The organism is Micromonospora sp. NPDC005806 (assembly GCF_042871425.1).
Taxonomy (GTDB): domain Bacteria; phylum Actinomycetota; class Actinomycetes; order Mycobacteriales; family Micromonosporaceae; genus Micromonospora.
Map to the genome: position 1 here is coordinate 62,951 of NZ_JBIAIL010000029.1, position 24,576 is coordinate 87,526.

Annotated in this window: 25 protein-coding genes and 1 riboswitch; of the genes, 8 read left to right on the forward strand and 17 right to left on the reverse strand. The window is 73.3% G+C overall.

All coding sequences use genetic code 11. From position 1 onward, the window contains the following. Window positions 1–15 precede the first annotated feature (15 nt). The 6 genes from ACFYOS_RS25785 to ACFYOS_RS25810 form a co-directional block, all read right to left on the reverse strand. Window positions 16–882, reverse strand: a complete 867-nt coding sequence (locus tag ACFYOS_RS25785; RefSeq protein WP_387146644.1) for a PspA/IM30 family protein — start codon at window positions 880–882, stop codon at window positions 16–18. Window positions 883–1,045: 163 nt separating this feature from the next. Next, a complete protein-coding gene (locus ACFYOS_RS25790; RefSeq protein ID WP_387146647.1) occupies window positions 1,046–1,495 on the reverse strand; it encodes a helix-turn-helix domain-containing protein in 450 nt (149 codons plus the stop codon). A 225-nt stretch (window positions 1,496–1,720) separates the two neighbouring features. Then, window positions 1,721–2,305, reverse strand: a complete 585-nt coding sequence (locus tag ACFYOS_RS25795) for a CinA family protein (protein WP_387146651.1) — start codon at window positions 2,303–2,305, stop codon at window positions 1,721–1,723. A gap of 102 nt (window positions 2,306–2,407) precedes the next feature. Further along, window positions 2,408–2,989, reverse strand: coding sequence for a CDP-diacylglycerol--glycerol-3-phosphate 3-phosphatidyltransferase (gene pgsA, locus ACFYOS_RS25800; protein ID WP_387146654.1), 582 nt, complete (start codon window positions 2,987–2,989; stop codon window positions 2,408–2,410). A 47-nt stretch (window positions 2,990–3,036) separates the two neighbouring features. Then, window positions 3,037–4,536, reverse strand: coding sequence for a 30S ribosomal protein S12 methylthiotransferase RimO (gene rimO, locus ACFYOS_RS25805; protein WP_387146657.1), 1,500 nt, complete (start codon window positions 4,534–4,536; stop codon window positions 3,037–3,039). Window positions 4,537–4,612: 76 nt separating this feature from the next. Next, window positions 4,613–5,536 (reverse strand): ornithine cyclodeaminase family protein, encoded by a 924-nt coding sequence (locus ACFYOS_RS25810; protein WP_387146660.1) that lies wholly within the window; start codon window positions 5,534–5,536, stop codon window positions 4,613–4,615. Between the two features lie 88 nt (window positions 5,537–5,624). Further along, a riboswitch (guanidine-III (ykkC-III) riboswitch) is annotated at window positions 5,625–5,691 on the forward strand. Window positions 5,692–5,745: 54 nt separating this feature from the next. Here ACFYOS_RS25810 and ACFYOS_RS25815 point away from each other — a divergent pair. Together ACFYOS_RS25815 and ACFYOS_RS25820 are read left to right on the forward strand one after the other, a co-directional pair. Then, window positions 5,746–6,060 carry a DMT family transporter gene (locus ACFYOS_RS25815; protein ID WP_387146663.1) on the forward strand — a complete coding sequence of 105 codons (315 nt, stop codon included), beginning with the start codon at window positions 5,746–5,748 and terminating at the stop codon, window positions 6,058–6,060. A 118-nt stretch (window positions 6,061–6,178) separates the two neighbouring features. Further along, complete coding sequence (locus tag ACFYOS_RS25820; RefSeq protein WP_387146666.1) at window positions 6,179–6,418, forward strand: hypothetical protein; 240 nt, start codon at window positions 6,179–6,181, stop codon at window positions 6,416–6,418. Window positions 6,419–6,484: 66 nt separating this feature from the next. On the opposite strand, the gene ACFYOS_RS25825 is transcribed toward ACFYOS_RS25820, so the two are convergent. Next, window positions 6,485–8,929, reverse strand: coding sequence for a DNA translocase FtsK (locus ACFYOS_RS25825; protein ID WP_387146669.1), 2,445 nt, complete (start codon window positions 8,927–8,929; stop codon window positions 6,485–6,487). Window positions 8,930–9,042: 113 nt separating this feature from the next. On the opposite strand from ACFYOS_RS25825, the gene ACFYOS_RS25830 reads away from it, so the two are divergent. Together ACFYOS_RS25830 and ACFYOS_RS25835 are read left to right on the forward strand one after the other, a co-directional pair. Continuing rightward, window positions 9,043–9,522 carry a YbjN domain-containing protein gene (locus ACFYOS_RS25830; RefSeq protein ID WP_387146671.1) on the forward strand — a complete coding sequence of 160 codons (480 nt, stop codon included), beginning with the start codon at window positions 9,043–9,045 and terminating at the stop codon, window positions 9,520–9,522. Then, window positions 9,519–11,198 (forward strand): YbjN domain-containing protein, encoded by a 1,680-nt coding sequence (locus tag ACFYOS_RS25835; protein WP_387146674.1) that lies wholly within the window; start codon window positions 9,519–9,521, stop codon window positions 11,196–11,198. Before ACFYOS_RS25830 ends, ACFYOS_RS25835 begins: the two co-directional genes overlap by 4 nt. A 67-nt stretch (window positions 11,199–11,265) precedes the next feature. On the opposite strand, the gene ACFYOS_RS25840 is transcribed toward ACFYOS_RS25835, so the two are convergent. From ACFYOS_RS25840 to ACFYOS_RS25860, 5 genes are all read right to left on the reverse strand, one after another. After that, entirely contained in the window at window positions 11,266–12,954 is a 1,689-nt protein-coding gene (locus tag ACFYOS_RS25840; protein ID WP_387146677.1) for a ribonuclease J, read from the reverse strand. A gap of 52 nt (window positions 12,955–13,006) precedes the next feature. Beyond that, a complete protein-coding gene (dapA, locus tag ACFYOS_RS25845; RefSeq protein ID WP_387146680.1) occupies window positions 13,007–13,933 on the reverse strand; it encodes a 4-hydroxy-tetrahydrodipicolinate synthase in 927 nt (308 codons plus the stop codon). A 53-nt stretch (window positions 13,934–13,986) separates the two neighbouring features. After that, entirely contained in the window at window positions 13,987–14,724 is a 738-nt protein-coding gene (thyX, locus tag ACFYOS_RS25850) for an FAD-dependent thymidylate synthase (RefSeq protein ID WP_387146735.1), read from the reverse strand. A 113-nt stretch (window positions 14,725–14,837) separates the two neighbouring features. Further along, window positions 14,838–15,473 carry a DUF2752 domain-containing protein gene (locus ACFYOS_RS25855; protein WP_387146683.1) on the reverse strand — a complete coding sequence of 212 codons (636 nt, stop codon included), beginning with the start codon at window positions 15,471–15,473 and terminating at the stop codon, window positions 14,838–14,840. Continuing rightward, window positions 15,463–16,692 (reverse strand): winged helix-turn-helix domain-containing protein, encoded by a 1,230-nt coding sequence (locus ACFYOS_RS25860; protein ID WP_387146686.1) that lies wholly within the window; start codon window positions 16,690–16,692, stop codon window positions 15,463–15,465. Before ACFYOS_RS25860 ends, ACFYOS_RS25855 begins: the two co-directional genes overlap by 11 nt. A 134-nt stretch (window positions 16,693–16,826) precedes the next feature. Here ACFYOS_RS25860 and ACFYOS_RS25865 point away from each other — a divergent pair, with 134 nt between their 5' ends. Next, entirely contained in the window at window positions 16,827–17,378 is a 552-nt protein-coding gene (locus ACFYOS_RS25865; protein ID WP_387146689.1) for a GNAT family N-acetyltransferase, read from the forward strand. Here ACFYOS_RS25865 and ACFYOS_RS25870 read toward each other — a convergent pair. Continuing rightward, the gene (locus tag ACFYOS_RS25870) at window positions 17,277–18,587 is read right to left on the reverse strand and encodes a glycosyltransferase 87 family protein (RefSeq protein ID WP_387146691.1); all 1,311 of its coding nucleotides are present in this window, start codon (window positions 18,585–18,587) and stop codon (window positions 17,277–17,279) included. The two genes, ACFYOS_RS25865 and ACFYOS_RS25870, sit on opposite strands and share 102 nt — an antisense overlap. A gap of 35 nt (window positions 18,588–18,622) precedes the next feature. Between ACFYOS_RS25870 and ACFYOS_RS25875 the strand changes: the two genes are divergently transcribed. Genes ACFYOS_RS25875 through ACFYOS_RS25885 form a run of 3 tightly spaced genes read left to right on the forward strand, consistent with a single transcriptional unit; the run spans window position 18,623 to window position 20,046 of the window. Beyond that, on the forward strand, window positions 18,623–19,201 hold the full coding sequence (locus ACFYOS_RS25875; protein ID WP_387146694.1) for a GNAT family N-acetyltransferase: 579 nt from the start codon (window positions 18,623–18,625) through the stop codon (window positions 19,199–19,201). 52 nt (window positions 19,202–19,253) lie between these two features. Then, window positions 19,254–19,655 (forward strand): sigma factor, encoded by a 402-nt coding sequence (locus tag ACFYOS_RS25880; RefSeq protein WP_387146697.1) that lies wholly within the window; start codon window positions 19,254–19,256, stop codon window positions 19,653–19,655. A gap of 13 nt (window positions 19,656–19,668) precedes the next feature. Next, window positions 19,669–20,046 (forward strand): VOC family protein, encoded by a 378-nt coding sequence (locus ACFYOS_RS25885; protein ID WP_387146700.1) that lies wholly within the window; start codon window positions 19,669–19,671, stop codon window positions 20,044–20,046. 47 nt (window positions 20,047–20,093) lie between these two features. Here ACFYOS_RS25885 and ACFYOS_RS25890 read toward each other — a convergent pair whose 3' ends face one another. The 4 genes from ACFYOS_RS25890 to ACFYOS_RS25905 form a co-directional block, all read right to left on the reverse strand. Next, a complete protein-coding gene (locus ACFYOS_RS25890) occupies window positions 20,094–20,981 on the reverse strand; it encodes a carbohydrate ABC transporter permease (protein WP_387146703.1) in 888 nt (295 codons plus the stop codon). Window position 20,982: 1 nt separating this feature from the next. Further along, window positions 20,983–22,101 (reverse strand): carbohydrate ABC transporter permease, encoded by a 1,119-nt coding sequence (locus ACFYOS_RS25895; RefSeq protein WP_387146706.1) that lies wholly within the window; start codon window positions 22,099–22,101, stop codon window positions 20,983–20,985. An 83-nt stretch (window positions 22,102–22,184) separates the two neighbouring features. Next, a complete protein-coding gene (locus ACFYOS_RS25900; protein WP_387146709.1) occupies window positions 22,185–23,432 on the reverse strand; it encodes an extracellular solute-binding protein in 1,248 nt (415 codons plus the stop codon). 25 nt (window positions 23,433–23,457) lie between these two features. Further along, the gene (locus ACFYOS_RS25905) at window positions 23,458–24,447 is read right to left on the reverse strand and encodes a LacI family DNA-binding transcriptional regulator (protein WP_387146712.1); all 990 of its coding nucleotides are present in this window, start codon (window positions 24,445–24,447) and stop codon (window positions 23,458–23,460) included. Window positions 24,448–24,576: the final 129 nt, after the last annotated feature.

The window sequence follows — 24,576 nt, forward strand, 5'->3', positions numbered from 1 at the left end:
TCCTCACCCCGTGTCTCAGCCGGTGGTGCTCTCCCCGGTGCTGCGCTCCCGGCTTATGTTGGCCCGGATCTCGTCGAGCCGGGCGGCGGCCGCCGGGTCGGCGGCGGAGGCGGGCTGCCCCTGCGCCACGGCGGGCCGCTCCTGCCGGCCGCTGAGCTGCTCGCCGGCCATGCTCGCGCGGATCTGCTCCAGTCTCGCCGACCCGGCCGAGTCGAGCGTCGCCTTCTGGATCTCCAGCATCCGGCCCTCGACCGAGTTGCCGGCCAGCTCGGCCCGGCCCATCGCGGTGGCGTACCGACGCTCGATCCGGTCGCGGACCTCGTCCAGGGACGGGGTGGTGCCGGGGGCGGTGAGCGAGGACATCGACTCCAGCGATCGGGCCACGCTCTCCTGCATCTTGGCCTGCTCCAGCTGGCTGAGCAGCTTGGTGCGCTCGGCCAGCTTCTGCTGGAGGATCATCGAGTTGTTCTCGACCGCCTTGCGGGCCTGGGCGGCCGCGCCGAGGGCCTGGTCGTGCAGCGTCTTCAGGTCCTCCATGGCCTGCTCGGCGGAGACCAGCTGGCTGGCGAGGAGCTGGGCGGACTGCTCGTAGCGCCCGGCCTCGGTCTCCTCGCCCTTGGTGCGGGCCTGGTCGGACAGGACCAGAGCCTGCCGGGCGTTAGCCTGGAGCTGCTCGACCTCGGACATCTGCCGGGACAGCTTCATCTCGAGCTGGCGCTGGTTGCCGATCACCGCGGCCGCCTGCTGGACCAGCGCCTGGTGCTGCCGCTGCGCCTCCTCGATGGCCTGCTGGATCTGCACCTTCGGATCGGCGTGCTCGTCGATCTTCGCGCCGAAGAGCGCCATCAGGTATTTCCAACCCTTGACGAACGGGTTCGCCATCTCCGCCTTGTCCCCTCAGTAGCGTCGCGCCGCCTCGACCATGATCGACGGGTGGGCCGCGCGGTGTGCCTCCATCGTCCCAGTCGGACGCCAACCCGGCACCCGTACGACCCTGATCAACACTACGCGGCGGCCGCCACCGGAAGCTATGGCGCGGAGCGGGTCAGGCGGCGCAGACCACGTCCCGGTCGGCGGGGCGGACCCGGGTGCTGCGGAGGGTGGCCTTGAGCGGCGAGTCCTGGCGGACCTGGACGGCCACCGACCCGTCGGAGGTGACCTGGCGGACCCCCCGGTTGGTCGCCTTGCGCACGGCGGCCGGGGCGACCGGGGTCGGCTCGACCGACTCGTCGGCCATCGGGAGCAGCACGCCCGGCATCTGCTCGGCCAGGGCGACCGTGTCGCTGACCTCGCGGAGCAGCTCGGAGAGGCGGGCACCGAGCGCATCGCAGATCGCCGCGAGCAGCTCGCTGGAGGGTTCCTTGTGGCCGCGCTCGATCTCGGAGAGGTAGCCGAGGCTCACGTTGGCGGCGGAGGAGACCTCGCGAAGGGTGCGGTGCTGCCCCTGCCGGCGCGCCCGTAGAGCGTCACCGATCACCCGGCGTAGCAGGACCATCGCACCTCCCCCTGACGGGTCCACCATCCTCCGGCCGGCCGTGCCGTGCCGGGCGCGGCGCACCGCCCCCGGCACCGACGTCGCCCGTCGGAGCCTTCCCGCAACCGTACCCGTTGCAGGCCCCGCCGACATCCCGCCCCACCCGCCAATTGCCCGGTTCGGGACCGGTGGCCGGTCGGGGCCGCCCGGCCGGCGCGCCCGCGGTCGGGCGTGTCGCCGTCCGGCTCACCGGTGACCCGCCCCGGCCGGGTCGGCGGCGTCCAGCGGCTCCCCGGCGTCGGACTCGTGGTCCGCCTCGCCGGCCCCGCCCGCGGCCTGGATCCGCTCGGCGAGCAGTCGCAGCGCCTCGATCACCGCGGCGGCCCGGATGTGCTTCCGGCCACCCTCGAGGTCGAGTTGACGGACCTGGGTGCCGCCGGGGCCGGCGGCGGCCACGTACACCAGGCCGACCGGCTTGCCGTCCTGCGGCTCCGGCCCGGCGACGCCGGTGGTGGCCAGCCCCCAGTCGGCGCCGCAGCGGCGTCGCCCGCCCTCGGCGAGCGCGGCGGCCACGTCCGGGTCGACCGGTCCGCGCTCCGCCAGCAGGTCCTCCGGTACGCCGGCCAACTCCGACTTCAGCTCGGTGGCGTAGACCACCAGGCCGCCCCGGAAGATGCCGCTCACCCCGGCGATCTCCACGATCGAGGCGGAGAGCAGCCCGCCGGTGAGGGACTCGACGGTGGCGACGGTCTCGTGCCGCTCGTGCAGGCTGTGCACCACGGACGCAGCCGGACTGCCGACCGGCCGCTCGTTCTTCGCATCCGTGTCCATGCTCAATCCTTCTTCCCCGGCCGGCCCGCCCTACTCCTCCTCCGCAGGGATCCGTCGATCATGGCGCGGTCGCCACGACCCGCCGTCCGACCGACGGGGCGGTCAGCGGGCGGGGCGCCGGAGGCGGACCGCCTGGGCGATGTAGTCGAAGCCGGTGACCACGGTGACCACCACCGCGGCGCCCATGATCCACGGGCCGACCACGGCCAGGGCGGCGGGCATCGGCCAGAGGTACCAGGTGATGGCGAGGATCTGGAGCGCGGTCTTGATCTTGCCACCCCGACTGGCGGCGATCACGCCATGCCGGAGCACCCAGAAGCGCAACGCGGTGATGCCCAGCTCGCGGGCGAGGATCACCACGGTCACCCACCAGGGCAGCCGGTCGTACCAGGAGAGCAGCACCAACGCGGCACCGGTGAGCGCCTTGTCGGCGATCGGATCGGCGACCTTGCCGAGCGAGGTGACCAGCTGGAACCGGCGGGCGATCCAGCCGTCGACCAGGTCGGTCGCCGAGGCGACCACGAAGATCAGGCAGGCGGCCATCCGCCATCCGGCGTGGGCCATCCCCGAGGCGACCACGGTGACCGCGAAGACCGGCACCAGCACCAGCCGCACCGCGGTCAACATGTTCGCCGCGTTCAGCAGGGGCACCGGCGCCGCCACCGTCGACTCCGCCCCGGTCATGCCTGACCCCGCACCACGTGGCTCCCCCGCTCCCTCCGGGCCCGCCGTCACCGTGCCGCGCCGGGCGCCGCCGAGATCATCTCATCCGGTACGGCGACCAGGTCGACACCCTCGGTCGCGGTGACCGTGGCCCGGACCAGGTCGCCGGGGCGCAGCGCGGCGAGGTCGACCCCGCCGCCCTTCGGGGCGACCAGGGTGGTCGAGCCGTCGACCTCGGGCGCCTGGTGGGCCGCCCGCCCCTCGACCACGCCGTCGGCGACCGAGTCGACCAGCACCTCGACCGTCGAGCCGACCCGCTCCTCGGCCCGCTGCGAGCAGAGCTCGTCGGCGAGCGCGCTGAGCTTGTCGTACCGCCGCTTGATCGTGGCGGCGGAGACCTTGCCGGGCAGGCCGGCGGCCTCGGTGCCGTCCTCGTCGCTGTAGTCGAACACGCCGATCGCGTCCAGGCGCGCCTCGGTCAGGAACCGGACCAGCTCGGCCATGTCCTGCCGGGTCTCGCCGGGGAAGCCGACGATGAAGTTGCTGCGCGCGCCCGCCGCCGGGGCCAGGGCGCGGGCGGCGGCCAGCAGCTCCAGGAAGCGGTCGGTGGAGCCGAAGCGGCGCATCCGGCGCAGCACCGACTCGCTGGAGTGCTGGAAGGACAGGTCGAAGTACGGGGCCACGCCGGGCGTGGTGGCGAGCACCTCGACCAGGCCGGGCCGGGTCTCGGCGGGCTGGAGGTAGCTGGCGCGCACCCGGACGATCCCGTCGATCGCGGCGAGCTGCGGCAGCAGCTTCTCCAGCGCCCGGGGGTCGCCCAGGTCCTTGCCGTAGGAGGTGGAGTTCTCGCTGACCAGCACCAGCTCCCGGACGCCGGTCTTGGCCAGCCACTCCGCCTCGGCGAGCAGCTCGTCCGGGGTACGCGAGACGAACGCGCCGCGGAACGCCGGGATGGCGCAGAACGCGCAGCGGCGGTCGCAGCCGCTGGCCAGCTTGAGCGAGGCCACCGGCCCGCTGTCGAGCCGATGCCGCAGCACCTGCCGCAGGTGCGCCGGGGTGTGCTCGTCGGTCTCGGCGGCCACCCGGGTCGGGGTGCCGTGGCCGGGCAGCGACACCGCCGCCTCGCGCCGCTTCACCGGGGTGAGCGGCAGCAGCTCCCGACGGTCCCGCGGGGTGTGCGCGTCGATCGCCTCGCCGGCGACGACCGCGTTCAGCCGGGCGGAGATGTCCGGGTAGTCGTCGAAGCTCAGCACCGCCTGCGCCTCGGGGAGGCTCTCCGCCAGCTCGCGGCCGTACCGCTCGGCCATGCAGCCGGCGGCGACCACCTTGGCGCCAGTGTCGGCGGCGGCGAGCAGCGTCTGGATCGAGTCCTGCTTGGCCTTCTCCACGAAGCCGCAGGTGTTCACGACCACCACGTCGGCGCCCTCACCGTCGGTGGTCACCTGCCAGCCGTCGGCGTGCAGCCGGGCGGCCAGCTCCTCCGAGTCGACCTCGTTACGGGCGCACCCCAGGGTCAGCAGGGCGACGCGGCGGCCGTCGGCGGGAGAAGGGGAGGTGGCAGACACCATCCGAGGGTACCGGGCCGCGCGCGGAACCCCGAGACGGCGGGCCGCCGGCATCGGCCGGCTCACACCGCGCGTCCGGTCAGCGGGCCGCCACGCCCACCCGGGCCAGCCGGTCGAGCAGGAAGACCTCCGTGCCGGCCAGGCCGGTGGAGCAGAAGACCGAGATCTGGTCCGTGCCGGTCCGGCCCGGCACCGCCCCCGCCAGCACCGCGCCCAGGTCGCGCAGCCGTCCGGCGTACGGCTCGACGGCGGTGAGCATCGGCGGGGCGTACGCGGCCGCCTGGGCCGGCGAGTCGGTGACCAGCAGGTCGGCGGCGTCCAGCAGGTCGGTGCCGAACTCGTGCCGGTTGACCTGCTTGAAGCCGACGGTGTTGACGTGCGTGCCCGGGGCGAGGTCGGCGGCGTCCAGCACCGGGGTGGTGCTGGTGGTGGCGAGCACCACCAGGTCCCGGTCGCGGACCGCCTGGGCGGCCGAGGCGACCGCGCGGGCCGGCACGCCCAGCTCGGCCCGGACCCGGGCGGCGAACGCCTCCCGCCGGGCCGCCGACCGGCTGTGCACGGTCACCTCGCGCAGCCGGCGGACCGCGGCGGCGGCCCAGACCTGGGTCCACGCCTGGCGGCCGGAGCCGACCACGCCGAGGGTGGCCGCGTCCGGGCGGGCCAGGGCGTCGACGGCCACCCCGCCCAAACCTCCGGTACGCCGGGAGCCCAGCTCCTCCCCGACGGCGATGGCCCGTACCGCCCCGGTCCGGGCGTCGTGCAGCACGACCAGCTGCCCGCTCTCCGGGTGCCCGAAGGTGTCGTACGACCGGAAGCCGTACCACTCGCCGGTGAGGTGGCCGGCGGTGAGCACCATCCGGCCGCCGCCGAGCGGGGCGGATGCCCGGGGCGGGGCGATCAGCCGGCCCTCGTACGCGGCCAGCACGGCGTCCCGCATGGCGGCGACGGTGAGCGGGGCGTCCACCGCGGCGGCGACGTCCGCGTCGGAGAAGAGCGCGGTCATGACGACCATGGTGCAACCTGAAGTTCGCGTGAACTCCACCGATGGTGGGCTTTGTCACCGCCCGGCGGCCCGAACCGGTGCTAGCGTCGGTGACGGCGGCCCGTGCCGCCCCGGACGAGTGGTGGGCGTACCCGGTCAGGCCAAGACGCCCCGCGTATACCGCCCGTCCCGGCCCGTGCGGCCGGGCCCGCTCGTCAGAGGTGATCGTCATGGCCTGGATCGTGCTGGTGCTCTCCGGACTGCTGGAAACCGTGTGGGCGGTCGCCCTCGACCGCAGCGCCGGCTTCAGCCGCCCCCTCCCCTCGCTCGTCTTCGGCGGCTCACTGCTGGCCAGCATGGCCGGCCTGGCTTTCGCGCTGCGCGACATCCCGGTCGGCACCGGCTACGCGGTGTGGGTGGGGATCGGGGCGGTGGGCACCGCGCTGGTCGGCATGGTCGCGCTGCACGAGCCGGCCACCCTCCCCCGGATCGGCTGCCTGCTGCTGGTGGCCGCCGGCGTGGTCGGGTTGAAGCTCTTCCACTGAGCGGGCGGTCGTCCGGAAGCGGCCACGCGGGGGCGCCAGGGTCCGGATGCGTGGCGCGAGCACGAAATGGGTACACCTCGGCGCATCCCACCCAAGGGCCCACTTCACGGAGGACACCATGGCCGAGCTGCCCGCCACCACCCGACCACGTGGCAACGCCGCGCGGATCTGCACGATCCTGGGTTTCGTCTTCGCCGTCATCGCCATCTTCGTCCCGTTCCTCGGCCTGGTCGGGCTGATCCTCGGCATCGTCGGCGCGGTGCTCGGCGACAAGCCGCTCGGCTGGTACGCCGCCGTCGCGAGCGTCGTCGGCGCCGTCCTCGGCATGGTGATCGCCGCCGCGTTGCTGAACTCCTGACGATCCACGAGGACGAGGAGGGGCCCGCCGGATCCCGGCAGGCCCCTCGTCACGGCACTGTCCGACCTACTCCCCGGCGCCGCGTAGGCCGACCAGGACCTCCTCCAGCTCGTCCGGCTTGACCAGGACGTCGCGGGCCTTGGAGCCCTCGGACGGGCCGACCACGCCCCGGGTCTCCATCAGGTCCATCAGCCGGCCCGCCTTGGCGAAGCCGACCCGCAGCTTGCGCTGGAGCATCGAGGTCGAGCCGAACTGCGAGGTGACCACCAGTTCCACCGCCTGCACCAGCAGGTCCAGGTCCTCACCGACGTCCTCGTCGATCTTCTTCTTGCTGTCCTGCGCGACGGTCAGCACGTCCGAGCGGAACTCCGGCTCACGCTGGTCCTTGCAGAACTTCACCACGTCATGGATCTCGCGCTCGGTCACCCAGGCGCCCTGGATGCGGATCGGCTTCGACGCGCCCATCGGCAGGAACAGGGCGTCACCGCGGCCGAGCAGCTTCTCCGCGCCGGGCTGGTCGAGGATGACCCGGGAGTCCGCGAGGGAGGAGGTGGCGAACGCGAGCCGGGACGGCACGTTCGCCTTGATCAGGCCGGTGACCACGTCGACCGAGGGGCGCTGGGTGGCGAGCACCAGGTGGATGCCGGCGGCCCGGGCGAGCTGGGTGATCCGGACGATCGAGTCCTCCACGTCGCGCGGCGCGACCATCATCAGGTCGGCCAACTCGTCCACGATCACCAGCAGGTACGGGTACGGCCGCAGCTCCCGCTCGCTGCCGGGCGGGGCCTTGATCTCCCCGTTGCGCACCTTGCGGTTGAAGTCGTCGATGTGCCGGACCCCGTTGGCGGCGAGGTCGTCGTAGCGCATGTCCATCTCGCGGACGACCCACTCGAGGGAGTCGGCCGCCTTCTTCGGATTGGTCACGATCGGGGTGACCAGGTGCGGGATGCCCTCGTAGCCGGTCAGCTCGACCCGCTTCGGGTCGACCAGCAGCAGCCGCACCTCGTCCGGGGTGGCCCGGGTCAGGATCGAGACGAGCAACGTATTGAGGCAGCTCGATTTACCGGCACCGGTGGCCCCCGCGATGAGGATGTGCGGCATCTTCGCGAGGTTGGCCATCACGTAACCGCCCTCGATGTCCTTGCCGAGCGCGACCACCATCGGGTGGTGGTCGCTCTTCGCGGCCCGCGAGCGCAGCACGTCGCCGAGCGCCACGTTCTCCGGGTCGGTGTTGGGGATCTCCACCCCGACCGCGCTCTTGCCCGGGATCGGACTGAGGATCCGCACGTCCGGCGACTTCACCGCGTACGCGATGTTGCGGGAGAGCTGGGTGATCCGCTCGACCTTGACGCCCGGGCCCAGCTCGACCTCGTACCGGGTGACCGTCGGGCCGCGGGTGAAGCCGGTGACCGCCGCGTCCACGTCGAACTGCTCGAAGACGCCGGTCAGCGCGGCGATCACCTCGTCGTTGGCCTTGCTCCTGGTCTTCGGCGCGGCGCCGCTTCCCAGCATGTTGGCCGGCGGCAGCGTGTAGTCGCCGGCCAGCCCGGTGAGCGCGAGCTGCTCGGCCCGGGTGGGCAGCGGCGAGTGCTCCGGCGGCTTGCGGCTCGCCGGTACCTTGCCCGGCGACTTGCGCGGCAGCACCAGGGTGTCCTGCAGGTCGACGCCGTCGAGGTCGTCCAGCTCATCCGGGTCCAGCGGCGGCGGCAGCCGCTTGGCCGGCCGCTTGCGGGCCGGCTTCGCCGCGGCCTCGGTCGCCGCGTCCTCGGCGCCGGACGGCGCGACCAGGGTGCCGGCGAGCAGGCCGAGCCGCTCCGGGATCTTGTTGATCGGGGTCGCGGTGACCACCAGCAGGCCGAACACCAGCAGCAGGATGAGCAGCGGCACCGCCACCCAGGCGGTGACGGCGGCCGACAGCAGGTCGCCGATGCCCGCACCGATCAGGCCGCCCGCGTAGTTCCGCTGCACCGAGTCGACCGGGTCCTGTCCGATGTGCAGCATCGCCGCGGTGGCGAGCAGCATCGAGCCCCAGCCGACCAGGCCGCGCCCGCGGTGCGCGGGGTCGGCCGGGGTGCGCAGCAGCCGCCAGGCGCCGATCATCAGCAGCACCGGCACCACGATCGCGATCGCGCCGAGGAAGAGCCGCACGGTGTCGGCGAGGCGCGCGCCGACCGGACCGGCGCCGCCGAACCAGATGGCCACCGCGCTGAGGAGGGCGAGGCCGAACAGCAGCAGCCCCCCGCCGTCGCGGCGGTGCTCCGGGTCGAGGTCGCGGGCCGAGGCGGCCTGCCGGCCCGCGGCCCGGACCGCCCAGCCCAGGCCGTGCGCGACACCCATCCACAGTGCACCGACCGCGCGGCCGAGGTAGACGGCCGGGCCCGGCCGGGCCGCGGACCGCCGCCGGGAAGTCGCCCGGGTGGCCTTCCTGGCCGGCTGGCGGGCACGGCTGTTCGTGGTGCCGCGCGGCGACGCGCCGCGCCGCCGGCTCGCCTGAGAGGTACGGCCCGCCATAGAGTCAACCGTAACGGCGGGACCCGGCAGATCGCCGCTTTCCGGGTCGTGTCCGCGCGTCGCAGCACGGACCGGACCGTCGTGTGTGTTATTCGCCTCAGAAGGGATGCCCGATGGCGTCGCCGGAGATCGAGGACGGTCCGGACGGCCCCCTGGCCGGACATCCGCGGGCGTTGCAGCCACTGACCGGCGGGCTGCTCGCCGCGGTGCTGGCCAACCGGGGGTACGCGGTGGCCGAGGACGCCGACGGCGACCTGGTCGGCCGCTGGGCGGAGAGCCAGATCTGGTTCCATCGCCGGGGTGCCGACGAGGAACTGCTCCAGGTCCGCACCATCGCCGGGCACCGCTTCGGCATCCAGTACCTCCCCGCCCTCTACGCCTTCTGCAACGCCTGGAACCACGACCGGCTCTGGCCCAAGGCGTTCGTGCACGTCGGCGAAGACGGGCTGGCCCAGGTCTGCGGCGAGGTGACCACCGACCTGGAGCGCGGGGTCACCCCGCACCAGCTCGACCAGCTCATCGACCGCGGCATCTCCACCGGCTGCCAGCTCGCCGCCGAGGTGGGTCTGCTGCCGGGCGGGTCGATCCGGTGACCACCGCCCGCGACCGGGCCCTGGCCGGCGCCCTCGCCGACGCCCGGGACCTGCCCGACGGCGAGACCCGCTGCGCCGAGCTGGACCGGATCGCCGTGCGGGCCGACACCATTGGCGATCCGCGTACCGGGCTGGCGGCGCGGTTCGCACTGATCGAGACGTACCTGCACCTCGGCGAGCGGTGGCGGCTGGTCGAGCCGGTCCGCCGCTGCCTGGCCGCGCTGGACCGGACCCCCGGGCTGCTGGCCGGCCGGCCCGGCGACGTCGAGCGGCTGCTGCGGCACCAGCGGCAGGCCGTGGAGGGGCTCTTCGGCACCCCCCGGGTCGGGCTGGACCAGGCCCGGTCCCTGTTGGACGATCTCGCCGACCGGCTGGGCGCGGACGCCGAGCCGGTGGCCGAGCTGCGCTGCCGGCTCGCCGACCACCTCGGCGACGAGCCGACCGCCCGCCGGGAGTACGACCGCTGGTGCCGCGACCGTGCCGACGCGACCCGGCCGGGCCCGCCGGGAGAGCCGCGACGCCCGGCCACCGCCGGCACGACGGCGACCACCGGCACCGCGACCGGCGACCCGGTCGCCAGCTGTCCCGGGTGCGCCCCGGCTCGGCGGGCGGAGCTGCTGGCCGGCTGGGGCGAGCCGGCGGCGGCCCTGGCCGCGCTGCGACCGGTGCTCGACGGAGCGGTGGGCTGCACCGACCAACCGGAACGGGCCCTGGTGGCCGGGCTGCTGCCCTGGCTGCGCACCGGCGAGGAGACGCGAGCGGCCCGGGAGCACGTCCGGGCGTACCGCCGGCACCGCCGGGAGCGGGCCGCGTTTCCGCTGCTCGCCGCGCACCTGCGGTTCTGCGCGCTGGGCGGGCACCTGGCACGGGGGCTGGACGTGCTGGCCGAACAGCTGCCCCGGCTGGATCACCCGGCCGACGACCTGGCCGCGATGGAGTTCGCCGCCGCCGGGTCGCTGGTGTGCGCCCTCGCGGTGGAGGCCGGGCTGGGCGGACGGCGGATCCACCGCCCCGGGTACGGGCCCCGGCCGGCGGCCGAGGTGGACGTGGCCACGCTCGGCGGGCAGCTCCAGTCGCTCGCCACCACGCTGGCCGGCAGCTTCGACGCCCGCAACGGCACCGGGCACCAGTCCGGGCGGATCGCCTCCTGGCTGGCCGAACGCCGGGTCGCCGAGCCGGTGCCGCTGCCCACCGAGGACGAGGTCAACGAGGGACCCGACGACCCGGCCGAGCCGGGGCCGCCGGGCGAGGAGGAGCTGGCCCCGCTGAGCCTGGCGCTGCTCACCGCCGCCCTGGCGGCCCGCGGGGACGACTACGCGGTGGAGCCGGACGGCACGGTGGTGGGGCGCTGGGGCGCCGCGGTGATCCAGTTCCGCCGGCTCGGCCGGGAGGGGGAGATCCTGCACGCCCGGGTGGTGGCCACCCGCCGGCTGCCGGCCGACCGCCGCGCCGAGGGGTACGCGTTCTGCAACGCCTGGAACCACGACCGGCTGCTGCCGGCGGCGTACCTGCACGACCCGGGCGACGGGACGCTGGTGCTGGCCGCCGATGTCACCACCGACCTGGCGCAGGGGGTCGCTCCGGCGCAGCTCGTCGTGCTGGTCACCGCCGCGGTGAGCACCGGGACCGCGTACGCCGAGGCGGTCGCCGCGCTGCCCGGGCCGGCCGAGGTCTAGCCTCCCCCGGTCGAGCGACGACGCCGGCCCACCGCGAACGGTGGACCGGCGTGCGGAGCCGGCGGGATCAGACCTCGACGACCGTCGGCACGATCATCGGCCGGCGGCGGTACGCGTCGTTCACCCAGCGTCCGACGGTGCGCCGGACGATCTGCTGGAGCTGGTGCGGGTCGGTGATGCCGTCCGCGGCGGCCCGGTTCAGCGCCTCGGTGACCAGCGGGACCACCGGGTTGAACGCCTCCGGGTCCTCGGAGAAGCCCTTCGCGGAGACGGTCGGGCCGCCGACCACCTTGCCGGTGACCGAGTCGACCACCACGGTCGTGGCGATGAAGCCGCCGTCGCCGAGGATCCGGCGCTCGGTGAGCAGCGACTCGCTGACGTCGCCGACGGCGAGGCCGTCGACGTAGACGTACCGGCTCTTCACGTGGCCGACCAGGCTGGCCCGCCCGTCGACCAGGTCGACGACGTCGCCATCCTCGCAGAGCACCACCCGGTCCGACGCGACGCCGGACTCGATGCCGAGCCGGGCGTGCGCCCGCAGGTGCCGCCACTCGCCGTGCACCGGCATCAGGTTGCTCGGCCGGGTGACGTTGAGCAGGTAGAGCAGCTCGCCGGCGGGAGCGTGGCCGGAGACGTGCACCTTGGCCACGTCCTTGTGGATCACCGTCGCGCCGGCCCGGGCCAGCCGGTTGATCACCCGGTAGACCGAGGTCTCGTTGCCGGGCACCAGCGAGCTCGCCAGCACCACCGTGTCGCCCGGCGCGATGGTGATGTGCCGGTGGTCCCCGCTGGCCATCCGGCCCAGCGCGCTCATCGGCTCGCCCTGGGAGCCGGTCGACATCAGCACGATCTGCTCGGGCGGCAGCGCGGTGGCCTCCTCCAGCCCGACCACCAGGCCCGGCGGGATGTTGAGCAGGCCGAGGTCGCGGGCGATGCCCATGTTGCGGACCATCGACCGGCCGATCAGCGCCACCTTGCGGCCGTGCTCGATCGCCGAGTCGAAGACCTGCTGCACCCGGTGCACGTGCGAGGCGAACGAGGCGACGATGATCCGGCCGCGGGCCTTCTGGAAGATCGAGTCCAGGACCGGGCCGATCTCCCGCTCCGGGGTGACGAAGCCGGGGATCTCCGCGTTGGTGGAGTCCGACAGCAGCAGGTCCACGCCCTCGGCGCCGAGCCGGGCGAACCCGGCCAGGTCGGTGATCCGGCCGTCGAGCGGGAGCTGGTCCATCTTGAAGTCGCCGGTGTGCAGGACCAGGCCGGCACCGGTGCGGATGGCCACCGCGAGGGCGTCCGGGATCGAGTGGTTGACCGCGAAGAACTCGCACTCGAACGGGCCGAGCCGCTCCCGCCGCCCCTCGGCGACGGTCAGCGTGTACGGCTGGATCCGCCGCTCGGCCAGCTTCGCCTCGACCAGGGCCAGGGTGAACTGCGAGCCGACCAGCGGGATGTCCGACTTGTGGGCGAGCAGGTACGGCACCGCGCCGATGTGGTCCTCGTGGCCGTGAGTGAGCACGATCGCCTGGATGTCGTCGAGCCGGTCCAGGATCGGGCCGAAGTCCGGCAGGATCAGGTCCACGCCGGGCTGCTCGACGTCGGGGAAGAGCACCCCGCAGTCGACGATCAGCAGCTTGCCCTCGTACTCGAAGACGGTCATGTTCCGGCCGATGGCGCCGAGTCCGCCGAGCGGCATGATCCGCAGGCCGCCCTCCGGCAGCGGCGGGGGCAGTTCACCCTCGAAGTGCGCCTCGGTCACGCGTCCACCTCATTCTGCGACGCCGTCGCCCGGCGTCCGTCGTGTCGTTCGATCATTCGGGAAGAGCCAGGCCCGCCGCCGCGCAGTCGGCGCGCAGCTGGGCCAGTTCGTCTGCGGTGGCGTCCACCAGCGGAGGGCGCACCGGGCCGGCCGGCAGGCCCTTGGCCGCCAGGCCCGCCTTCACCAGGATCACGCCCTGGGTTCGGAAGATGCCGGTGAACAGCGGCAGCAGCCGCCGGTGCAGGCTCAGCGCCGTGGCGGTGTCGCCCGCCTCGTACGCCTCGATCAGCTGCTTGGTCTGCACCCCGGTGAAGTGGGTGGAGGTGCCCACCACGCCGACGGCGCCGACCGCCATCGCGGGCAGGGTCAGCGAGTCCTCGCCGCTGTAGTAGGCCAGGTCGCAGCGGCTGAGCACCCAGGAGGTGGCGGTGAGGTCGCCCTTGGCGTCCTTGACCGCGACGATCCGGCCGTGCTCGGCCAGCTTCACCAGGGTGTCGGTGGCGATGGCGGTGCCGGCCCGGTGCGGGATGTCGTACAGCATGACCGGCAGCCCGGTGGCGTCGGCCACCGCGGTGAAGTGCCGCAGCAGTCCGCTCTGTGGCGGCTTGTTGTAGTACGGGGTGACCACCAGCAGGCCGTGCGCGCCGGCCTTCTCGGCCTGCGCGGCCAGCTCGATGGTGTGCCGGGTGTCGTTGGTGCCGACCCCGGCGACGATCCGGGCCCGGTCGCCGACCGCCTCCACGACGGCGCGGATCAGGGACTCCTTCTCCGCGTCGGTGGTGGTCGGCGACTCGCCGGTGGTGCCGTTGAGCACCAGCGCGTCGTTGCCCTGCTCGTCGACGAGGTGCTGGGCCAGCCGTGCGGCACCGTCCAGGTCGACGGACCCGTCGGCGGTGAACGGGGTCACCATGGCCGTGATCAGTCGCCCGAAGGGGCGCGACGCGCCCCGGTCCGGGGCGGCAGGGTGGTCGTGCGTCATGTTCACAACCTAGCGGACGACCACCGGGAGCCCGGCGGCGAAGGGCGCAGGAGTCACTCGGCGTGCGGGCTGGCCGCCACCTCGGTGCCGTCCGGCAGCGTGGAGATCACGAAGTCGGCGAAGACGTTCGGCGCGACGCCCTGGAGCTGCCGCAGGCACTCCACGGCCAGCTCGCGGATCTCCACGTCGGCGTGCTCGGTGGCCCGCATCTTGATGAAGTGCCGCCAGGCCCGGTAGTTGCCGGTGACCACGATCCGGGTCTCGGTGGCGTTGGGCAGCACCGCGCGGGCGGCCTGCCGGGCCTGCTTGCGGCGCAGCGTCGGGTTGGGCTCGTCGACGAAGCGGGCCTCCAGCCCCTCCAGCAGGTCGGTGTACGCCCGAACGGCCGCCTCGGTCGCCTCCACGAACTTCTTGTGCAGCTCCGGGTCGTCGGCGATCACCGACGGCTCGACCATGGCCGCGTCGCGCTCCGGGACGTACCGCTGGGAGAGCTGGGAGTAGGACAAGTGCCGGTGCCGGATCAGTTCGTGGGTGAAGGACCGGGAGACCCCGCTGAAGTAGAAGCTCACCGAGCCGTGCTCCAGCACGGAGAGGTGGCCCACGTCCAGGATGTGCGCCAGGTAGCCGGCATTGGTCGCGGTGACCGGGTTCGGCTTCTTCCAGCTCTGGTAGCAGGCCCGGCCGGCGAACTCGGCGAGGGCCTGACCACCCTCGGCGTCGGTCGACCACGGCACGTCGTCCGGGGCCTGGAACTGGGTCCACGCGATGAGCTTGACCTGGGGCTGCACCATCTCCGGCATTCCTGCGACTGTAGTGGCCAGTGGGCCTCCGGGGAAACTTGGGCGCGCGGACGTGAAACGGCGCACCACCGCCGGCGCCACGACCTGCCGCGCCGGATCGAGGGTCAGACGTAGAGCGAGGTGAACGGGGCCCAGGGCAGGTTGCGGGCCACCGAGAAGGCGAACCAGACGGCCAGGAAGCCGCCGATCACCTTGGGGCTGAGCCGCAGCTCCGGCAGCCGCCAGCCGAACGCCCGGTTCCCGGCCCAGGTGACGAAGAGGTAGGCCAGGAAGGGCAGCGAGAAGACGAAGAGGAAGTGGTGCCGGGCGGCGGCCGGCAGGTCGCCGTGCAGCACGTACCAGAGGGCGCGGGTGCCGCCGCAGCCCGGGCAGTCCAACCCGGTGGTGAGTTTGAGCAGGCAGGTCGGCCGGGCGTCCGGGTCGCTGTGGGTGGGGTCGCTGAGCAGGGCGTACGCCATGCCGACGCCGACGCAGCCGAGCGCCGCGAGGGGCACCGCCCAGCGCGGGGCGCGGGCGTGCATCCGCAGCACCAGGCGGGTGAACCGGTCCGGCTCGACGGGCTGGTACGCCACCCCCGCCGGCCAGCTGGCCGACCCGGCGTGCTCGGTGTGCAGACCGGCGGGCAAGGGGTGCGGACCGACCGGGGCCGGACCGGCGGGGCCGGTCGGTGGGACGGGGACCGTCTGCGGGTCGGGCGGGGCGGCCGGCCGGTCAACGCTCGTCACGCGCTCACCGTACACCTGCCACGCCCACCAGCGCGGCGGCCAGTGGAGCCGCCAGGTCGCCGGCCTCCGGCGGGGCGACCGCGTCGAGGCCGAGCCAGCCGGCGAGCCGATAGAGCTCGGCGGCCAGGGCGATCGCGGTCTCCCCCCGGTCCGCTCCCGGCTCGACCCAGGCGGCCGGCACCAGCAGCGCCCCCGCCTTCCGGTCGGCCTTCAGGTCGACCCGGGCGGTGAACCGCTCGCCCTGCAGGAAGGGCAGCACGTAGTAACCGTGCACCCGCTGCGGGGCGGGCACGTAGATCTCGATCCGGTAGCTGAAGTCGAACAGTCGCTCGGCGCGGGCCCGCTCCCAGACCAGCGGGTCGAACGGGCTGACCAGCGTGTTGCCGCGCACCCAGCGGGGCAGCCGGGCCTGCGCGTGCAGGTACGCCGGCTGCCGCCAGCCCTGCACCGTGACCGGGGTCAGCTCGCCCGCCTCGACCAGCTCGGCGACCGCTCGCCGGGCGCCGGCCACGGGCAGCCGGAAGTAGTCGCGCAGCTCCGGCTCGGCGGCCACGCCCAGCGACCGGGCGGCGACGGCGACCAGGGTGCGGTGGGCATCCGCCTCGCTCGGGGTGGGGGCGTCGACCACGGCGGCCGGCAGCACCCGCTCCGGCAGGTCGTAGCGGCGGGCGAAGGCCGAGGTGCGCTCGGCGGCGGTCACCAAGCCGGCCCAGAACAGGTATTCCAGCGCCCGCTTGACGGTCGACCAGTTCCAGCCCCAGTTGCCGGTCTCCCGGGGCGCGTCGTGCTCGATCTCGGCGGCGGTGAGCGGCCCCTTGGTGGCCACCTCGTCGCGGACCCAGGCGACCAGCTCGGGCTGCTCCTGCGCGATCCGGCGCATCCCGCCCCAGGCCTCGTCGCGGGCCCGGGCCATCCGCCAGCGCAGCACCGGGTGCAGGTCGACCGGCACCAGTGACGCCTCGTGCCCCCAGTATTCGAACAGCTCCCGAGGGCGCCGGTAGGCGGCGGTGTCGAGCAGGGTGGTCGGGTAGGGCCCGAGCCGGCTGTAGAGGGGCAGGTAGTGCGCCCGCTGCAGGACGTTGACCGAGTCCATCTGGATCAGCCCGACCCGGTCCAGCACCCGCCGCAGGTGCCGGCGGGTGGGCACGCCGGTGGGCGCCGGGTCGGCGAAGCCCTGGGCGGCGAGGGCGACCCGGCGGGCCTGGGCGAGGGAGAGCGATTCCGGTGCGGCCATCGTAGGCGACCCTAATCCACCGGTCCGACGGCCTTCATTCGGACGCAGCGCCGCCTATCGGCGCGGAGGCCGAATTACGGCCGCTCCCGGAGCGGACGCTGGACCGGCCGCCCGCCGGGGCATAGAACGGACAGGTGCTCACCATTCGCCGGGAGGAACCGGACGACGCGGAGGCGGTCGCCCGGGTGCACGTACACGGTTGGCAGGCCGGGTACGCCGGGATCGTGCCGGACGAGGTGCTGCGCTGGCTGAACCCGACCGCCTGGGCGCAGCGCCGCCGGGACCTCGGCACCGCCGACCCGGAGCACCCGTTCACCACCCTGCTCGCCGAGGTCGACGGGGCGGTCACCGGCTTCACCACGTTCGGGCCGTACCGGAACAACCAGGACCGTGGCGACCTCGACCAGCGGTACGGCGAGCTCCTGGCGATCTACCTGGAGCCGGCGTGCTGGGGCACCGGCACCGGGCGGGCGCTGTTCGCCGCGGCCCGGGCCGGCCTGGCCGAACGGGGCTGGACGGAGTATCGGCTCTGGGTGCTCGCGGAGAACGCCCGGGCCCGCCGCTTCTACGAGCGGGCCGGCCTGTCACCGGACGGGCAGGAGTCCACCTATCCGGTGCCGCTGCCCGGCGGGCGCGACCCGGTCCGGCTCCGCGAGCTGCGCTACACCGCCCGCCTCGACGGTTGACCCGGACGGCCCGCCCCGGTCGGCGGAACCGCCGCCGGTCGGCGTGGCCCCGCGCCGGATCGGCAGGGCGAGCAGCAGCGCCAGGCTGATCCAGACGTACGTGTTGCTGCCGAGGAAGCCGCCGACGCCGGTGAAGTCCTTCTCCCACGCCCAGACAATCCGGCTGACCAGGAAGGCGTACCCGACGAGCGCGGCGGCCATCGGCAGCCGGCGTCGGCGGCTGCGCGCGGGGGCCGCCATGCCGTTGTCGACCAGCAGGATCAGCGCGGGCAGCAGCCAGACCAGGTGGTGCACCCAGGTCACCGGGCTGACCAGGCACATGGCGGCGCCGGTCAGCGCCAGGCCGGTGGCCTCGTCACCGACGGAAACCGCGGCCCGGGAGCGCCACGCCCAGACGGCCAGGGCGGCGAGCACCAGCCCCAGCCAGGCGAGGGTGCTCGGATGCACCGGGTCCAGCCGGGCCACCATCCCGCGCAGCGACTGGTTGGAGACGAAGGCCAACTCACCCACCCGGTCGGTGTTCCAGATCGCCTCGGTCCAGAACTCCCGGGAGGCGTCCGGGAAGAGCGCGCCGGCCAGCAGGGTCGCCGCGGTCGCCGCGCCCATCGCGGTGAACGCGGCCCGCCAGCGCCCGGTGACCAGCAGGTAGACGATGAAGATGCCCGGGGTGAGCTTGATCGCGGTGGCCAGCCCGATGCCGACGCCGGCCCACCGGCTGCGCGTCGGCAGCAGCCGCAGCAGGTCCACCGCCACCAGGAACAACAGCAGCATGTTGACCTGGCCGAAGTTGACCGTCTCCCGCATCGGCTCGAACGCGGCGGCCAGGCAGAGCGCGACGGCGAGGGCGAACCAGCGGGTCCAGCCCGCCCGCCGGGCGATCGGTTCGACCAGCCACCAGAACACCACCGCGCTGGTCACCACGGTGGCGATCACGCTCACGATGCTCGCGGCCGGCCACGGCAGGTACGCCATCGGCAGCATGACCAGGGCGGCGAACGGCGGGTAGGTGAATCCGTACTGGGTGCCGGCCTTGAGGAAGTCGTAGATCTCCCCGCCGTCGTGCACCCAGAAGTTCAGCGCGCCGTAGTAGACCTTGAGGTCGAAGAAGCCGTGCCGCACGGCGGCCACCGAGAGGAAGGCGGTCACCGCGCCGGCGAGCACCACCACGGCGACGACCTGCCCGATCGTCCGCCTGGCACCCTGCGCCACCGTCGCCTCCCTCGCCCTGCGTAGGCTCACGTGCCATGGCTCTCGGGTACGTCCGCCCCGCGCGTCCGGAGGACGCCGGCGAGATCGCACGCCTCCAGCTCGCGACCTGGCGGGTCGCGTACCGCCGGATCCTGCCCCGGCACGTGCTCGACAACCTGGACGAGGCGTACCTCGTCCGGCGGTGGAGCGCGGCGGTGCAGGAGCCGCCCTCGGGCGCGCACCGCGTGCTGGTCGCCGTCGAACAGGCCGAGCAATCCTATCTGGTGGGGTTCGCGGCTTCCGGTCCGGCCGACGCCGAGGCGCTGGCGCCGGGTGAGCCGGCCGACGCGCTCGCCGACGGCGTGGCGGCGGTGACCGACCTGCTGGTCGAGCCGCGCTGGGGCCGGCGCGGGCACGGCAGCCGGCTGCTCGCCGCGACCGTCGACGGGTGGCGGGAGGACGGCTTCACCCGGGCGGTGGCCTGGGCGTTCGACGCCGACGCGGCGACCCGGAAGTTCCTCACCTCCACCGGTTGGGAGCCGGACGGCGCGGCCCGCGCGCTGGACGTGGACGACATGCTGGTCCCCCAGCTCCGCCTGCACGTCGCCGTCCCCGCCGAGCCGGCCGCTTCCTGACGTACGCGCGCCGCCGTCGCGCGATGTCGGCGGGTCGGCCTACGGTGGGGCCATGACCACGACGGCGGCGTCGACCCCCACCGACCTGGAGGCGTTCCGGGTCGAGCTGACCGGCTACGCATACCGGATGCTCGGGTCGGTCTTCGACGCCGAGGGCGCGGTACAGGAGTCCCTGCTGCGGGCCTGGCGGGGGCGGGACGGCTTCGACGGTCCGGATCGCCGCCAACGGCGGCCCGGCGCTGGCCCAGTACCGGCCCGATCCGGCCGGCGGCCACCGGGCCGTCTCGATCCAGCTGCTGGACTTCTCCGGCGGCCGGATCACCCGGCTCACCCACTTCGTCGAGCCCCGGCTCTTCCCCCGCTACGGCCTGCCGCCACGCTTCGACCCCTGATCCCCCGCCCCGGCGCCGATGAGTTCCACCCGGCCGCGTCGTCCACCCCTGGTAAGCCCTGACGAGGAGAGGATCATGTTCGAAGAGACGAAGGCGTTCAGCAGCTTCGCGGTGGACGACACCGGCCGCGCCGAACGGTTCTACGCCGGCACCCTCGGGTTGCGGGTGTCCCGCGACGAGACCATGGGCGAGCTGTTGCGGCTGCATGTCGGCGGCAGCTCCGTGCTGGTCTACCCGAAGCCCGGCCACACGCCGGCCGGCTTCACCGTGCTCAACTTCCCGGTCGACGACATCGACCGAGCGGTGGACGAGCTGACCGCGCGCGGTGTACGCCTCGAGCGCTACGACGGCATGCCGCAGGACGACAAGGGGATCATGCGGGGCAACGGCCCGTCGATCGCCTGGTTCACCGACCCGGCCGGCAACGTCCTGTCGGTCATCGAACAGCGCTGATCCGGTGGCCGGCGGTCCCGGCACGGGGCGGGACCGCCGGCCGCCGGTCAGCCCTTGTCGGCGGCGGCGTTGGCGTCCCGGACGAAGTACCGCTGGAAGATCATGAAGAGCACCGCCACCGGGATGGTGGCCAGCAGCGCCGCGCCGAGCTTGAGCGGATACTGGGTGCCCTTGCCGAGCGACCCGCTGACCAGGTCGGCCAGGCCCCGGGGCAGGGTGAACAGGCTCGGGTCCTGCACCGAGACCAGGCTGTGCGGGAACTCGTTCCAGGACCCCTGGAACGACAGGATGGTCAGCGTGATCAGGGCGGGCCGCGCCATCGGCAGTACCACCGACCAGTAGGTGCGGAACACGCCCGCGCCGTCGATCCGGGCCGCCTCCTCGACGCTGACCGGGACCGACTCGAAGAACTGCTTCATGATGAACACCCCGGCCGCGTCGGCCAGCAGCGGCACCACCAGGCCCGCGTAGCTGTCGTAGAGGCCGAGCTGCTTGAGCACCAGGAACTTGGGGATGAGCAGCACCACGCCGGGCACCGCCAGCACCGCGATGACCGCGGCGAAGAGCCCGGCCCGGCCCCGGAACCGCAGCCGGGCGAGGGCGTACCCGGCGAGCGAGTCGAAGAACACCCGGCCGAGGGTGACCAGCACGGTGACCAGCAGCGAGTTGCCGAGCCAGAGCGGGAAGTTGGTGCCGGCGAAGATCCGCTCGAAGCCCGCCAGCGACACCGGGTCGGGCACCGGCGAGAGCGGGTTCGCCGCCGCGTCCGGCTCGGTCTTGAACGAGTTGCCGAGCTGGATGACGAACGGGTAGAGGAAGACCAGCCCGAAGAAGATCAGGACCGCGTACCCCAGGAAGCGGTTGACCTGGGCGCGGGGCCCGCGGTCGGCTCGGCGGGCGACGGGCGCCGGCGGCCGGTCGGTCAGCACGGCCATGTCAGGACCCCTCCGGTACGCGGCGCCGCCACCACCGGCCGCGCCGGGGCTCGTCCCGATCGGCCATCACCCGGCGCTGGAACAGGGTGAGCAGGATGATGATCAGGAACAGCACGAACGAGATCGCCGCGCCCGAGCCGTAGTCGAAGTCCCGGAACGCGGTCCGGTACGACAGGTACGCCGGGGTGAGCGTGGTCTTGGCCGGGTCGCCCTGGCTCATCACGTACACCTGGTCGAAGACCTGCCAGGAGCCGATCAGGCCGAGGGTGAGCACCAGGAAGGTGGTGGGCTTGATCAGCGGCAGGGTGACGTGCCGGAACCGCTGCCACGGGCTCGCGCCGTCCAGCGTGCTCGCCTCGTCGAGCGCCACCGGGACGTTCTGCAGCGCGGCGAGGAACATCAGCATGAACGTGCCCGAGGTGGTCCAGATCACCAGGCAGATGATCGAGACCATCGCGACACTCGGCCCGGAGAGCCAGTCCCACCAGGTCAGTCCGAGCGGGCCGCCGGAGGTGAGCGCGGCGGGCGGGGCGTCCACCCCGACGGCGCCGAGCAGCAGGTGCAGCACGCCGCGGGAGTCGGCGAACCACTCCGGCCCGTTGATGCCGAAGAAGCCGAGCAGGTTGTTGACCGCGCCGGAGTTGGCGAACAGGAACAGGAACACCACGCTGATCGCCACCGAGCTGGTGACCGAGGGGAAGTAGAAGGCGCTGCGGAAGAAGCCCTTCCCCTTGAGCATCCGGTTGTTCACCACCAGCGCGAGGCCGAGGGCCAGCGCGGTCTGCACCGGCACCACGATCCCCACGTAGTACATGTTGTTACGGATGCTGGTCATGAAGTCCCGGCGGTCGAGCCCGTCCTCGGCGAACAGCCGGGTGTAGTTCTCGGTGCCGACGAACGGCACGTCCCCGGTGAACGGGCTGCCCTGGCCGTTCCAGTCGGTGAGGCTCACCCAGAGCGCCATCAGGATCGGCAGCAGCAGGAAGAGCCCGAGGATCACGATGACCGGCGCGACGAAGAGCCAGCCGGCGATGTTCTCGTTGCCGCGGATGCCGCCGCCGCGACGGCGCGGCGGGCCGGCCGGTGTGGTGGCCGAGGCGGCGAGTGCCTCCGTTGCCATCTCCCCTCCCTCCTTCGGGTGGGAGGTGGAAGGAGGGGCCCCTTGTCAGCGCCTGGCGTCGACAAGGGGCCCTTCCTTGCACCTCAGCCGCCGAGCGCCGCCTTGGCGTTCTTGTCGAAGTTCGCCAGGACGCTCTTCGGGTCGCCGGTGGCCAGGCCCTGCAGGCCGGCCTCGAGGTCCCGCAGGACGCTGTCCATCTTCGGCGCGTTCACCGGGCCCTGGGCGTACGCGGCACCCTCGATGAACGGCTTGTCGGCCGGGAAGGCGCCGGTGTACTGGTCGCGGACGGACTGCCGGGACGGCATCACGCCGAACGCCTTGGCGAAGGTGATCTGCTGGTCGCCGGCCGTCATCGCCTCGACGAACTTGATCGCCTGCTCCTTGTACTTGGACTTGGCCGCGATGCCCCAGCACTGGGTGAAGGAGAGGGTGCCCTGCCCCTTCGGGCCGGCCGGCATCGGGACGACCTTGTACTTCACCTTCGGGAAGTCGTTCTGCAGGGCGCCCTTGATCCAGTTGCCCTCGATGGTCATCACGGCCTTGCCCTTGCCGAACGCCTCACCGGACCAGCCGGCGTCGAGCTGCTTCGGGAACTTCGCGTAGCCGTTGGTGAGCAGGGACTTGACGTACTGGAGGGCCTGGAGGTTCTCCGGGGTGTCCGCGGTGGGCTGCTTGCCGTCCTTGCTCATCAGCCAGCCGCCGTTCTGCACCATGAACGCGCCGATCCGGTCCCGGGTGTCGCCGAGGGCGAGCGCCACCATGCCCTTCGCCTTGATCTTCTGGCTGGTGGCGGTGAGCTGGTCCCAGGTGGTCGGCACGTCCGCGTCGGTCAGGCCGGCCTTGGTCCAGAGGTCGGTGTTGATCTCGAGAGCCAGGGTGGAGAAGTCCTTCGGCGCGCAGTAGAGCTTGCCGTCGTAGGTGAACGTGGTGCGCAGGCTCTCGTAGAAGTCGTCCTTGTTGCTGACCTTGTCGCCGTACGGCTCCAGTGCGCCGACGCTGGCGTAGTCGGCGAACCGGGACGCGTCGACGTAGAAGACGTCCGGCGGGGTGCCGCCGGCCAGGGCCTGGCCGAGCTGCTGGGTGAGGTCCTGGGCCGGGGTGACGGTGGCCGTGTTGCCGGACGAAGAGGCCCACTTGGCCGCGGCGTCCTGCACCGCCTTGGTCTCGGCCTCGCCGGAGGAGCCGATCAGGATCTGGAGGCTGGCCGGGCCGCTGGACTGCTTGCTGTCCTTCGCGGAGTCGTCGAAGCCGCTGCCGCAGGCGGCGGAGCCGAACAGGGCGACGGCGGCGATGCCAGCCATCGCCGCCCGGGTGAGGGTGCGAGGTGTCATTTGATTCTCCTGGTGTGATGGGGGATCACGCGGTGTGCCGGAGCACAAGTGCGGGGGTGAGCAGCACGTGGGGGTCGGTGGGCTGGCCGTCGAGCACGCCGGTGAGCAGCTCGACGCAGCGGGCGGCGGCGCGCGCGAGCGGCTGGCTGACGCTGGTCAGCCCGATCGCGGCGGCCACCGGAGTGTCGTCGAAGCCGACCACGGCGACCGGCGCGGTCGCATCGCGGACGGCTCGAAGGGCACCCAGGGCCAGGGAGTCGCTGACGCAGACCACCGCGGTCGGCGACTCGTCGGCGGCGAGCAGCTGGCGCATCTCGCGCTCGCCCTGCGCGATGCCGTCCTCGGTCTCGCGGTGCGAGGCGGCGCCGTCGAGGCCGGCCGCCGCCATGGTGGTGCGCCAGCCGGCGCGCCGGTCATCGCCGACGCCGGAGCCCTCCGGCCAGCCGATGAAGCCGATCCGGCGGTGGCCGGCGTCGAGGAGCCGCCGGGTGGCCTGGGCGGTGCCGGCGGCCCCGTCCACGTCGACCCAGGGGTGCGCCTCCGGGGCGTCCCAGGGCCGGCCGAAGGTCACGAACGGGACCTCCCGCTCGGCCAGCCAGGCGGTACGCGGATCGCCGTGGTCGGTGCCGGTGAGCACGAACCCGTCCAGCTCGTACGCGCCGAGCAGGGCGTCGTAGGTGGCGATCTCGTGGTCGTCGTCGCGGGCGGTGTAGAGCAGGACCCGGTAGCCGGCCGCGTCGGCGGTCTCGGTGAGCCCGTGCAGGAACCGGTCGAGCACGGAGCCGTTGATGCCGTCCCGGGTGGGTTCGATGCGGACCGCGATGAGCCGGGACCGGCCGGTCCGCATCTGCCGGGCGGCCTGGTTGGCCCGGTAGCCGAGCGCGGCGATCGCCTCCTGCACCCGGCGCCGGGTCTCCTCGCGGACGATGTGCGGCGCGTTGAGCACGTTGGAGACCGTCTGCCGGCTCACCTGGGCGCGCCGGGCCACCGTAGCGATGGTCACCTTTTCAGCCACGATTTCCCTCTCGCCGCCTTGAACGATCCAACTCCGATACGGCAGGATTAGATCGTTCAAAGTTTCTGGAATGTTTCGCACTTTGCACCGGCCGGCCGCATCTGTCAATACGTCCGGCCCACCCCGATC